Origin of the sequence: Pseudomonas caspiana (assembly GCF_002158995.1) — a bacterium.
In the GTDB taxonomy this organism is placed as follows: domain Bacteria; phylum Pseudomonadota; class Gammaproteobacteria; order Pseudomonadales; family Pseudomonadaceae; genus Aquipseudomonas; species Aquipseudomonas caspiana.
This window is the reverse complement of sequence record NZ_LOHF01000039.1, coordinates 25,100-36,597: the sequence shown is the minus strand read 5'-3', so window position 1 is coordinate 36,597 and position 11,498 is coordinate 25,100. Positions and strand designations below refer to the sequence as shown.

The following is an 11,498-nucleotide window of genomic DNA, read 5'->3' as shown; positions in this document are numbered from 1 at the left end:
TGGTGATTACGCGCCGATCACGCCCCCATCATCCCGCGTAATCACCATCACCGATGAACGCGGTTTGCCGTTGGGCAGGTGCTCGGGGAAGGTCGAACCGCCGTTTTCACCTGGATGCTGGATGCCGATGAACATGGTTTTGTAATCCGGCGCGAAGCTGATGCCGGTGACTTCGCAACCAATCGGGCCGACCATGAAGCGACGGATTTCGCCGCTGTGCGGGTCGGCACATAACATCTGATTGTTGCCCATGCCAGCGAAGTCGCCTTTGTTGCTGGAGTCGCCGTCAGTCTGGATCCACAGGCGACCGGCGCTATCGAAACTCAGGCCGTCCGGGCTGTTGAACATGTTCTGCGGGTTGATGTTGCTCGATCCGCCTTGTGGCGTGCCGCTGTGTACGGTCGGGTTGCCCGCAACCACAAACAGATCCCAGTCGAAGGCCATTGCCGAGGCGTTGTCGTCGTTTTCGCGCCAGCGCAGGATCTGCCCATACTGGTTTTTCGCCCGAGGGTTAGGCCCGCCAACCGGTTGCCCATCATCGCCACGCTTGGCGTTGTTGGTCAGCGTGCAATAAACCTGACCGTCTTTCGGGCTGACCACGATCCATTCAGGGCGGTCCATGCGCGTGGCTTTCACAACGCTGGCCGCTAGGCGAGCATGGATCAGCACTTCGGCCTGGTTGTTGAAGCCAGCAGCTGCATCCAGACCATTTTTACCGTGGGTCAACTCGATCCACTCACCGGTACCTTTGGGTCGATCCGGGTTGCCGTCTCCATTGTCAAAACGTGCGACGTACAGGGTGCCGTGGTCCAACAGGTTACGGTTGGCTTTCGGATCTTTGTGATTGACCTTGTCGCGGCTGATGAACTTGTAGATGAATTCGCCACGCTCGTCGTCGCCCATGTACACCACTACGCGGCCGCCTTTTGTTTCGGCCAGCGCAGCGTTTTCATGTTTGAAGCGACCCAGCGCGGTGCGTTTGACCGGGGTGGATTTCGGGTCGAACGGATCGATTTCCACAACCCAACCATGGCGATTGATCTCGTTGGGGTTTTTGGCCAGGTCGAAGCGCGGATCATGCTGGTGCCAGTTGATTTCCTTGCTGGCGGCAACAGCGCCGTAACGCTTGATGCCCGCGTCGAACTTCTGCTCGGGATCGGTGCTACCGAAGCAGTCGGTGAAGTTCTCTTCGCAGGTCAGGTAAGTGCCCCACGGCGTTTTGCCGTTGGCGCAGTTCTGAAAGGTGCCCAAGGCTTTGGTACCGGTTTTGTCGGCCGCAGTCTTGAGCCACTCGTGCCCGGCGGCAGGGCCGCTCAGATTGATCGGGGTATTGCCATGGATGCGGCGGTTGTATTTGGAGTTTTGTACGAACTGCCATTTGCCGTTCTTTTGCTGCACTTCAATCACCGACACGCCTTCACTGGCCAGCGCTTTGCGCACGTCTTCAGCGGACTGAGGCTCTTTGCCGTGATCGAACAGGTAGCGGTAGTTGGTGTATTCGTTGTTGATGGCCATCAGCGCGCGGTCTTTATGACCCGGCATCGGGAACAGGCTCATGCCATCGTTGTTATCGCCGAACTGCACTTCCTGCGCCTCGGCGGTGCCTTTGCCGCTCGGGTCGAATGCCGGGCCGCCCACGTGCAGCGGCTGACCCCAACTGATCAGCACGGAAGATTTATAACCCGGCGGCAAGCTGATGCTGTCAGCCGTGGCGGCTGGAATGCTGTCGAAACCCAGCAGCGTGCCTGATGCGGCGCTGACACTCTTGGCCAGCGCGGTGCGGCTCAACAGGCCGCCGCCGAGAAACATCGCTGCGCCACACAAGGCGCCAGCGGTGATGAAGCCACGGCGGGTCAGGCCGACCATTTGTTCGAGGTCTGTAGATTGGTTTTCTTCTAGTAGTTTCATCAACACGGCTCCCAGCAGGTGTGGCAGACACCTTAGTGAGCAGATATGACGAAATTGTGTCGCGGCAATGACGCCGTTGCGCTTACAGCGGCGTGCCCAGCAGCACGAGGGATGGCGCGAATTGAACCTGCACGCCGCTGCCCGTTTTTAGCTGAAGGGTCGCAAGCTGCGCGGGCTCTGCCAACGTGCAGAGAATCTGCCCGCTGGGAAGGGTGATACGCACCTCGCTGGGACCATCAGTCGCGTCGATGACCTCTTCTATCGTGCCGCTCAAGCAATTGTGTCCATTTGTTACAGGATGCCCGGGTGCCTGTACTTCCAGCCAGCCGGCCTTGATCAGAGCCACCACATCGGTGTCCACCGCCAGATCCAGGCGCAGCGTGCTGTCGTGGGTGATCTGTGCATTGATGAACACATCTCCGGCCAGACGCAGGCGGACCAGATCGTTGTGGCCGTGAGCGTTGATGCTCTCGACACGCCCCAGTAACTGGTTGCGAGCACTGGTGCGCAATGTCAGGCGGCTGAGTAAATCCAGGTCGGCGCTTTCTTCAGTGGCTTCCAGAACCTGAGCCTGAAGCGCTTGCAGACGATGGTACAAACGCAAAACGCGTTCGCCCTCGACAGACAGCTTCGCACCACCACCGCCGCGCCCGCCGACACTGCGCTCGACCAACGGCTGCTGTGCCAGGTTGTTCAGCTCATCAATGGCATCCCACGTCGCCTTGTAACTCAACCCCGCACTCTTCGCCGCCCGGGTGATCGAGCCCTGCTCGGCAATGTGCTGCAACAGCGCAATACGTTGCGGGCGACGGACCATGTGTTGAGTAAGCAGGGTGGGTAGGGGCATGGGGGCAGCTTTTTGGTCGTGATGATGGCTGGCAGTGTAAGGCATGAGGTACTTATAGGTGTGCAGTGTCTAGCGCCAGACTCATACCTGTAGGCGCTGCCGGAGGCTGCGATGGCGGCGTGTCAGGATGAATGCTTCGCAGCCTTCGGCAGCTCCTACAAAATGCCGTTCTCTGTTGATGCTAATCAATCCCCCGGTTTGGGCGTCCGCGCCAAACAATAAACATCCACCCGACACGCCCCGGCCTTAATCAGCAGCTTCGCAATCACATCCGCCGTTGAACCGGTTGTCAGCACATCGTCCACCAGCGCCACATGCTTGCCTTTGATCTTCTCCCCATCCATCACAACAAACGCATTCCGCAGGTTGCGCTTGCGGGCTTTGGCGTCGAGGCCTTGTTGGGCCGGGGTTTCCTGAGTGCGCAGTATCAGCCGCTCCTCCACCGGCAGTTGCAGTTGATCGCCCAGCCAGTCAGCGAGCATTGCGGCCTGGTTGTAGCCGCGCTGGCGCAGGCGTTTTACGGCGAGTGGCACGGGCAGGAGAAAGTCCGGGCGGGGCAGGTCTTCTTCGAAGCGGTGTTGCAGAAACTGCCCGAGCAATTGCGCCATCAGGCGTCCCATTGGCCAGTTGCCCTGATGCTTGAAGCGCGTAATCAGACTGTCGATGGGGAACTGGTACAGCCAGGGAGCCGCGACCTCATCGAAAGCCGGTGCGTTTCGAATGCATTGCGCGCAACTCAGGCCTGACATTCCCAGCGGGAGTGCGCATTGCTGGCATTGGTCGCCAAGCCAAGGCAGTTCGGTTTCGCAGGCGGTACAGATGGCATAAGGCGTATCGGTTGATTCATCACATAATAAACATGATTGTTTGTTTTTTAACCAGTTGTAAACCTGATACGTAGGATGTGGTTGACAGCGCATGGCTCTTCCTTAAACATGCCGACATATCCGTGTCACGACTGTGGACTTTCAGCCTGTTCAAGCAGGGTTGAGTCGCAGGGTCGTTCGCTAACAGAACCAATGCAGAAACCGAGGACCGCCCGATGAGCGCCAGCACCACCGCCACTTTGCGTCATGACTGGACTTTAGCTGAGGTCAAAGCGCTGTTCGTACAGCCTTTCAATGACCTGCTGTTTCAGGCGCAGACTGTGCACCGTGCTCACTTCGACGCCAATCGCGTGCAGGTCTCGACCCTGCTGTCGATCAAGACCGGCGCCTGCCCGGAAGACTGTAAGTACTGCCCGCAGTCGGGCCACTACAACACCGGCCTGGAAAAAGAAAAGCTGCTGGAAGTGCAGAAGGTTCTCGAAGAGGCCGCTCGCGCCAAGGCCATTGGCTCGACCCGCTTCTGCATGGGCGCTGCCTGGAAGCATCCTTCGGCCAAAGACATGCCTTACGTGCTGGAAATGGTCAAAGGCGTGAAAGCCCTTGGCCTGGAAACCTGCATGACGCTCGGTCGTCTGGATCAGGAACAGACTGAAGCGCTGGCGTCGGCAGGCCTGGATTACTACAACCACAACCTGGATACATCGCCGGATTTCTACACCAGCATCATCACGACCCGAACCTACAGTGAGCGCCTGCAAACACTGGCTTACGTGCGTGATTCCGGGATGAAGATCTGTTCGGGCGGCATTCTGGGCATGGGTGAGTCGCTGGATGACCGCGCCAATTTGTTGATCCAGTTGGCTAACCTGCCAGAGCATCCGGAATCGGTGCCGATCAACATGCTGGTCAAGGTCGCCGGTACGCCGTTGGAAAATGCCGAAGACATCGATCCGTTTGATTTCATCCGCATGCTTGCCGTGGCGCGCATTCTGATGCCGCAGTCCCACGTGCGTCTGTCGGCAGGTCGTGAGGCCATGAACGAGCAAATGCAGGCGCTGGCGTTTTTTGCCGGTGCCAACTCGATCTTCTACGGCGACAAGTTGCTGACCACCGCGAACCCGCAGGCTGACAAAGACATGCTGTTGTTCTCGCGACTGGGCATCAAGCCGGAAGCTCGCGAAGAACATGCTGACGAAGTGCACCAGGCTGCCATCGAGCAGGCGCTGGTTGAGCAAAAAAGTAGCGAGCAGTTCTATAACGCAGTGGTTTAACGCGCAGATTCCTGTTGGGTCGAGGTCCTGTGGGAGCGAGGCTTGCCCGCGATTTTGGTTAACCCCTATCGCGGGCAGGCCTCGCTCCCACATGGAACTCCAGACAGCTTCCCTCCCCGAGGCCTTCCATGTCTTTCGATCTGAGCGCACGTCTGGCTTCCCGGCGTGCTGACAATCTCTATCGCCAGCGCCCTTTGTTGCAAAGCCCTCAAGGCCCTGAAGTGGTGGTCGACGGCAAGCCGTTGCTGGCGTTCTGCAACAACGATTACCTGGGGCTGGCCAATCACCCCGAGATTATTGCAGCCTGGCAGGCCGGTGCCGATAAGTGGGGCGTAGGCGGTGGCTCATCGCATCTGGTGATTGGCCATAGCAGCCCGCATCACGAACTTGAAGAGGCGCTGGCCGAGCTCACCGGTCGACCCCGGGCGCTGTTGTTCTCCAACGGTTACATGGCCAACCTTGGTGCTGTCACGGCGTTGGTCGGGCAGGGCGATACCGTGCTCGAAGATCGCCTCAATCACGCTTCGCTACTGGATGCCGGATTGCTCAGCGGCGCGCGGTTTTCCCGTTATCTGCACAATGACGCTCAGAGTTTGAGTACACGTCTGGAGAAGGCCGTTGGCGATACGCTGGTGGTCACCGATGGAGTGTTCAGCATGGATGGCGATATCGCTGATCTGCCGACCCTGGCGCAAACCGCGAAAGCCAAAGGTGCCTGGCTGATGGTTGACGATGCTCATGGCTTCGGTCCGTTGGGTACCCATGGCGGCGGTATCGTTGAGCATTTTGGTTTAGGCATGGATGACGTGCCGGTATTGATCGGCACGTTGGGTAAAGCGTTCGGCACGTCCGGAGCCTTTGTCGCGGGCAGCGATGAGTTGATCGAAACGCTTATCCAGTTCGCTCGCCCTTACATCTACACCACTAGCCAGCCACCGGCTTTGGCGTGCGCGACGTTGAAAAGTCTTGAGCTGCTGCGCACCGAGCATTGGCGTCGTGAACACTTGGCGCGCTTGATCGCACAGTTTCGCGACGGAGCCGAACAGATTGGCCTGACGCTAATGGACAGCTTCACGCCGATCCAGCCGATCCTGATTGGCGATGCCGGGCAAGCCGTGCGTCTCTCGCAGATGCTGCGTGAGCACGGCCTGCTGGTGACCGCTATCCGACCACCGACTGTGCCCGCAGGCAGTGCGCGTTTGCGCGTGACGTTATCCGCCGCACACAGCGCCGCCCAAGTGCAGCTATTGTTGAATGCATTGGCGCAGTGTTACCCGCTGCTGGGCGCGAGCGAATCGGTGGAGCCAAAGCATGCGTGATCGTTTGATTCTGTTACCGGGGTGGGGTTTGGGCATCTCGCCTCTGGAACCTTTGGCTGCTGCGTTGCGTGGCCTCGATGAGCACCTTCGGGTGGAAATCGAGCCGTTACCGGAACTGGACAGCAGCGATCCTCGAGAATGGCTCGACGAACTGGACTCGACGTTGCCCGATGACGCGTGGCTGGGTGGCTGGTCGCTGGGCGGTATGCTCGCGGCTGAGTTGGCGGCGCGTCGTGGTGAGCGTTGCTGCGGTCTGCTGACGCTGGCCAGCAACGCCAGCTTCGTACCTCGTGGCGCGTGGCCCAATGCGATGCCCGCCGGGGATTTCGATGCGTTCCTGACCGGGTGTATCGATCAGCCCGCCGCGACCTTGAAGCGCTTCAGTCTGCTCTGTGCGCAAGGGGCCGAAGATCCACGTGCAATCTCGCGACTGCTCAAGGCCGGTGCTCCTCATGGCTCCGTCAATGCATTGGTGCATGGCCTGCAGTTGCTCGAGCAACTCGATACCCGCAGCGCGTTGCAGACCTTTCGCGGCCCGCAACTGCATCTGTTCGCCGGGCTGGATGCGTTTGTGCCCGCCGAGGCGGCGAGTGATCTGCTGGCGCTGCTACCTGATGTGGAAGTGGGGCTGATCGAACAGGCCAGTCACGCCTTCCTGCTGGAAAACCCTCACGGCGTGGCGGCGGCGATCCACGCTTTTTTGCATGAGTCCGGTGATGACTGATCTTTCCAATCCACGGCTGCCGGGTGGTTTGCCAGACAAACGCCAGGTGGCGGCCTCTTTTTCTCGTGCGGCGGGCAGTTATGACAGCGTTGCGGAATTGCAGCGTGCGGTAGGCGGCGAACTGCTGTCGCGTCTGCCTGCCGGTCTGAATGCTCAGCGCTGGCTGGATCTGGGCAGCGGCACGGGCTACTTCAGTCGCGCGCTGGCCGAGACTTTTACAGGCAGCGCAGGCGTGGCGCTGGATATCGCTGAAGGCATGTTGCGCCACGCGCAGCCTTTGGGTGGTGCCGAGCATTTCGTCGCTGGCGATGCAGAGCGCATGCCGTTGCGCGATGACAGTTGTGAGCTGATTTTCTCGAGTCTGGCGGTTCAGTGGTGTGCCGATTTTGCGGCTGTCCTCAGTGAAGCTCGCCGTGTAATGCAACCGGGTGGAGTGTTCGCCTTCGCCAGTCTGTGTGTCGGTACGCTTTATGAGTTGCGCGACAGTTGGCAGGCGGTGGACGGTCTGGTTCACGTCAATCGCTTCCGGCAACTCGACGATTACCGTCAGTTGTGCGCGTCCAGCGGGATGCGAGTACGCTCGCTTGAGGTCAGGCCTCATGTTTTGCATTACCCGGATGTGCGCAGCCTCACACATGAGTTGAAAGCGTTGGGCGCGCACAATCTGAATCCGGGCCGTCCCGGCGGTTTGACCGGACGCGCGCGACTACTAGCCTTGATTGAGGCGTATGAAGGTTATCGCCAGCCTGAGGGGTTGCCTGCGACGTATCAGGTCGTCTACGCCGTGCTGGAAAAAGCAGTCTGAGTTCACCACGTTAGTTAGAAGGGATTGCCGAGATGAGCCGTGCGTACTTCATCGCAGGCACCGACACCGATGTCGGTAAAACCACCATCGCTGCGGGCTTGCTGCATGCCGCGCGGTTGAGCGGGCTGAGCACTCTTGCGGGTAAACCGGTCGCGTCGGGCTGCGTAATTGCCTCTGACGGCCTGCGTAACGCGGATGCCTTGGCGCTGATGGCTGAAAGTTCTATGGCGCTGAGTTATGACGAGATCAATCCGTTTGCGTTCGAACCCGCCATCGCGCCGCATCTGGCTGCACGAGAGGCGGGCGTGACGCTCACGGTGCAGGCGCTGCTCGGTCCAATGCGTTTATTGCTGGCCCGCAATGCTGACTTCACTCTGATCGAAGGGGCGGGTGGCTGGCGTGTGCCGCTGGCCGACCAGGCCAACCTGTCGGATTTAGCCGTCGGCCTGCAGTTGCCGGTCATTCTGGTTGTTGGCGTGCGCCTGGGATGTATCAGCCATGCGTTGCTGACCGCCGAAGCCATCGCCGCCGATGGCCTGCAATTGGCCGGTTGGGTGGCCAATATCATTGATCCGAAAACCTCGCGCCTCGAAGAAAATCTGGCCACATTGGCAGAGCGCTTGCCTGCGCCATGTCTGGGTCGCGTGCCCAAGTTGAAGAAGGCCGGGGCTGATGCAGTGGCGGAGCATCTGCATCTGGAATTGCTGGATTGATCGCTGAGCGGTTTATGTAAGCGCTGCCGAAGGCTGCGTTGCGGTCTGTCTGAGACACCGCTTGGCGATCGTCGTAACCTCCGATGGCTCCTGCAGGGAGTTGGTGTAGCCGAGATGTGCGCCACTGCACAAAAATTGACCAATGCGAGGCTGTTCGAAGCAGTAAACTGGCCAAGGCAAAAAGGATTAGTCTATGAAGAGGCCTAGTGCCATTAGTCTTTTTGTCGGGTGTTTCACTGGGTTTACTGCTTAAATAAGCCCGTGTTCGCTTTATGAACAGAGGATCGACTTATGCAAATCACCATGAACAACACGCTGTATCCAGGCCTCAGTGCAATGGAAGTTGGGCAGTCGCGTGTCGATCAGGCGGCTACTCAAATCGCCAGCAGCAACATTGAAGTGTCTGGCAGAAGCCAGTCTTCAGACTTCCAGCTTGAAAACCTGCGTTCAGTTGATCGTTCCCAGCGTTCCGACCTGTCTGCCAATCTGGTCGAAATGGCCTCGGGCAAAAGCCAGGTTGAAGCCGGTGTTGCCGTACAAAAAGCCAGCGACGAAATGCTCGGCACGTTGATCGATACCTACGCCTGATTTATCCCCTCTGTGCCGTGCGATCGCGCACGGCATGCGCTGAATTCCCTGCCATCACCCGCTTCTATTTCCTGCGCAGCTGCTCTGCAAACCCGACTCTCTCAACTAGACTCATGCCATCGACGAACGGCTTGTGCAGCGCTGCACGCCTTTGCCCGTGCGCCCTGTAAAACTTCAGGGGATGAAAGGTTGCAGACGCATGCTTGACAAGATTTGGGCGTAAACGTATGTTTCAAACACCTGTTTGACCGCTAGGCATCCGAGATTGTCCGGTGGTTGGGGAACGTTCCCACAGCGACCGATCGGTCACACATTTCCAGGTTTCATCAGCAGAGGTTTATCGCTATGCCTGACTACAAGGCCCCCTTGCGTGATATTCGCTTCGTACGTGACGAACTGCTCGGCTACGAAGCGCACTATCAAAGTCTGCCGGCTTGCCAGGACGCTACTCCAGATATGGTCGACGCCATTCTTGAAGAGGGCGCCAAATTTTGTGAGCAGGTTCTGGCACCGTTGAATCGTGTTGGTGATCTGGAAGGTTGTACCTGGAGCGAGTCGGGTGTGAAGACCCCGAGCGGCTTCAAAGAGGCTTACAAGCAATTCGTCGAAGGTGGCTGGCCAAGTCTGGCGCATGATGTGGAGCATGGTGGTCAGGGCTTGCCTGAGTCTTTGGGGCTCGCGGTCAGCGAAATGGTCGGCGAAGCCAACTGGTCGTGGGGCATGTACCCAGGCCTGTCGCATGGCGCGATGAACACCATTTCCGAACACGGCACCGAAGAACAGCAGCACCTGTACCTGACCAAGCTGGTTTCCGGTGAATGGACCGGCACCATGTGCCTGACCGAATCCCACTGCGGCACTGACCTGGGCATGCTGCGTACCAAGGCCGAACCTCAGGCTGATGGCTCGTACCGCGTGACCGGTACCAAAATCTTTATCTCGGCTGGCGAGCACGACATGGCCGATAACATCGTCCATATCGTACTGGCGCGCCTGCCCGATGCTCCAGCGGGCACCAAAGGTATCTCGCTGTTCATCGTGCCGAAATTCCTGCCAAACGCTGACGGCAGCGTTGGCGAGCGCAATGCCGTGACCTGTGGTTCTCTGGAACACAAGATGGGTATTCACGGCAACGCGACCTGCGTGATGAACTTTGACGCGGCCACCGGTTTCCTGATCGGCCCGGCGAACAAAGGCCTGAACTGCATGTTCACCTTCATGAACACTGCGCGTCTGGGTACTGCGCTGCAAGGTCTGGCTCATGCCGAAATCGGCTTTCAAGGAGGCCTGAAATACGCGCGTGATCGCTTGCAGATGCGTTCCCTGACTGGCCCAAAAGCGCCGGACAAAGCCGCTGACCCGATCATCGTTCACCCTGATGTACGTCGTATGCTGCTGACCATGAAGGCCTTCTCTGAAGGCACCCGTGCCATGGTGTACTTCACTGCCAAGCAGGTTGATATCGCCAAGTACAGTCAAGACGCCGAGCACAAGAAGCAGGCTGATGCACTGCTGGCGTTCATGACTCCGATTGCCAAGGCATTCATGACCGAAGTGGGCTTTGAGTCCGCTAACCACGGTGTGCAAATCTACGGCGGTCACGGCTTCATTGCCGAGTGGGGCATGGAGCAGAACGTTCGCGACAGCCGCATTTCGATGCTGTACGAAGGCACCACCGGTATTCAGGCGCTCGACCTGCTGGGTCGTAAAGTGCTGATGACTCAAGGCGAAGCACTGAAAGGCTTCACCAAGATCGTCCACAAGTTCTGCCAGAACAACGAAGGCGCCGAAGCGGTTCAGGAGTTCATCACTCCGCTGGCGGCTCTGAACAAGGAGTGGGGCGAACTGACCATGAAAGTGGGCATGGCCGCCATGAAGGACCGTGAAGAAGTCGGTGCCGCCTCGGTGGATTACCTGATGTATTCCGGTTACGCCTGCCTGGCTTACTTCTGGGCTGACATGGCCCGCGTGGCGTCCGAGAAGCTCGCGGCCGGTACCAGCGAAGAGGCGTTCTATACCGCCAAGTTGCAGACCGCGCGCTTCTACTTCCAGCGCATCCTGCCGCGCACCCGTTCACACGTCGCCGCCATGCTGTCGGGTGCCAATAACCTGATGGACATGAAAGAAGAGGATTTCGGCCTGGCTTACTAAGCCTCGCCGGTTTCACTCAAAGCCGCTTCTCCTTCGGGGGAGGCGGCTTTTTTGTGGCTGCTCGTATCGGGGGCGCCGTTCGCAAACAAACTACAACTATCTGATTGGAATATTTTTCTGTAGGAGCGCACGAGCACCGCGAGGCCGCGATGGCGTACTGTCTGATACACCGCCATCGCCGCCTCGCGGTGCTCGTGCGCTCCTACAGATTCAATTTTTGCTGCGCGACAGCGCGGTGTGAGTGACGAAGGGACAGCTCCTACCGGTGATGTCATCGTCCACTCGGGTCCTGCGGTAAGCAAATCCGGATGATGCAGGGAATCTCGGTAGGAGCGAACTTGTTCG

The 11,498-nt window shown here is 58.7% G+C and carries 10 protein-coding genes; 7 read left to right on the top strand and 3 right to left on the bottom strand.

Translation table 11 applies throughout. The features are described from left to right. Window positions 1-6: 6 nt before the first annotated feature. The 3 genes from AUC60_RS26590 to AUC60_RS26580 all read right to left on the bottom strand — a co-directional run bounded on the left by AUC60_RS26590 (window position 7) and on the right by AUC60_RS26580 (window position 3,675). Window positions 7-1,908: a PhoX family protein gene (locus AUC60_RS26590; RefSeq protein ID WP_087274450.1), complete on the bottom strand. Its 1,902-nt coding sequence runs from the start codon at window positions 1,906-1,908 to the stop codon at window positions 7-9. A gap of 82 nt (window positions 1,909-1,990) precedes the next feature. Continuing rightward, on the bottom strand, window positions 1,991-2,755 hold the full coding sequence (locus tag AUC60_RS26585) for a TOBE domain-containing protein (protein ID WP_087274452.1): 765 nt from the start codon (window positions 2,753-2,755) through the stop codon (window positions 1,991-1,993). Window positions 2,756-2,940: 185 nt separating this feature from the next. Then, entirely contained in the window at window positions 2,941-3,675 is a 735-nt protein-coding gene (locus AUC60_RS26580; RefSeq protein ID WP_087274448.1) for a ComF family protein, read from the bottom strand. 122 nt (window positions 3,676-3,797) lie between these two features. On the opposite strand from AUC60_RS26580, the gene bioB reads away from it, so the two are divergent. The 7 genes from bioB to AUC60_RS26545 all read left to right on the top strand — a co-directional run bounded on the left by bioB (window position 3,798) and on the right by AUC60_RS26545 (window position 11,153). Beyond that, window positions 3,798-4,853: a biotin synthase BioB gene (bioB, locus tag AUC60_RS26575; protein ID WP_087274446.1), complete on the top strand. Its 1,056-nt coding sequence runs from the start codon at window positions 3,798-3,800 to the stop codon at window positions 4,851-4,853. A 128-nt stretch (window positions 4,854-4,981) separates the two neighbouring features. Further along, entirely contained in the window at window positions 4,982-6,172 is a 1,191-nt protein-coding gene (bioF, locus tag AUC60_RS26570; RefSeq protein WP_087274444.1) for an 8-amino-7-oxononanoate synthase, read from the top strand. Continuing rightward, the gene (locus AUC60_RS26565) at window positions 6,165-6,896 is read left to right on the top strand and encodes an alpha/beta fold hydrolase (RefSeq protein ID WP_087274442.1); all 732 of its coding nucleotides are present in this window, start codon (window positions 6,165-6,167) and stop codon (window positions 6,894-6,896) included. Before bioF ends, AUC60_RS26565 begins: the two co-directional genes overlap by 8 nt. Beyond that, window positions 6,889-7,701 carry a malonyl-ACP O-methyltransferase BioC gene (bioC, locus tag AUC60_RS26560; RefSeq protein ID WP_087274440.1) on the top strand — a complete coding sequence of 271 codons (813 nt, stop codon included), beginning with the start codon at window positions 6,889-6,891 and terminating at the stop codon, window positions 7,699-7,701. Before AUC60_RS26565 ends, bioC begins: the two co-directional genes overlap by 8 nt. Window positions 7,702-7,733: 32 nt before the next feature. Further along, window positions 7,734-8,414, top strand: a complete 681-nt coding sequence (gene bioD, locus AUC60_RS26555; RefSeq protein ID WP_087274438.1) for a dethiobiotin synthase — start codon at window positions 7,734-7,736, stop codon at window positions 8,412-8,414. Between the two features lie 291 nt (window positions 8,415-8,705). Next, a complete protein-coding gene (locus AUC60_RS26550; RefSeq protein ID WP_087274436.1) occupies window positions 8,706-9,002 on the top strand; it encodes a pyrroloquinoline quinone biosynthesis protein PqqE in 297 nt (98 codons plus the stop codon). Window positions 9,003-9,347: 345 nt separating this feature from the next. After that, entirely contained in the window at window positions 9,348-11,153 is a 1,806-nt protein-coding gene (locus AUC60_RS26545; RefSeq protein ID WP_087274434.1) for a phenylacyl-CoA dehydrogenase, read from the top strand. Window positions 11,154-11,498: the final 345 nt, after the last annotated feature.

Coding starts and splice junctions, on each gene's coding strand:
- bioB (WP_087274446.1), top strand. CDS start 3,798: ATGAGCGCCAGCACCACCGCCACTTTGCGTCATGACTGGACTTTAGCT.
- AUC60_RS26565 (WP_087274442.1), top strand. CDS start 6,165: ATGCGTGATCGTTTGATTCTGTTACCGGGGTGGGGTTTGGGCATCTCG.
- bioD (WP_087274438.1), top strand. CDS start 7,734: ATGAGCCGTGCGTACTTCATCGCAGGCACCGACACCGATGTCGGTAAA.
- AUC60_RS26550 (WP_087274436.1), top strand. CDS start 8,706: ATGCAAATCACCATGAACAACACGCTGTATCCAGGCCTCAGTGCAATG.
- AUC60_RS26580 (WP_087274448.1), bottom strand. CDS start 3,675: ATGCGCTGTCAACCACATCCTACGTATCAGGTTTACAACTGGTTAAAA.
- AUC60_RS26545 (WP_087274434.1), top strand. CDS start 9,348: ATGCCTGACTACAAGGCCCCCTTGCGTGATATTCGCTTCGTACGTGAC.
- AUC60_RS26590 (WP_087274450.1), bottom strand. CDS start 1,908: ATGAAACTACTAGAAGAAAACCAATCTACAGACCTCGAACAAATGGTC.
- bioF (WP_087274444.1), top strand. CDS start 4,982: ATGTCTTTCGATCTGAGCGCACGTCTGGCTTCCCGGCGTGCTGACAAT.
- AUC60_RS26585 (WP_087274452.1), bottom strand. CDS start 2,755: ATGCCCCTACCCACCCTGCTTACTCAACACATGGTCCGTCGCCCGCAA.
- bioC (WP_087274440.1), top strand. CDS start 6,889: ATGACTGATCTTTCCAATCCACGGCTGCCGGGTGGTTTGCCAGACAAA.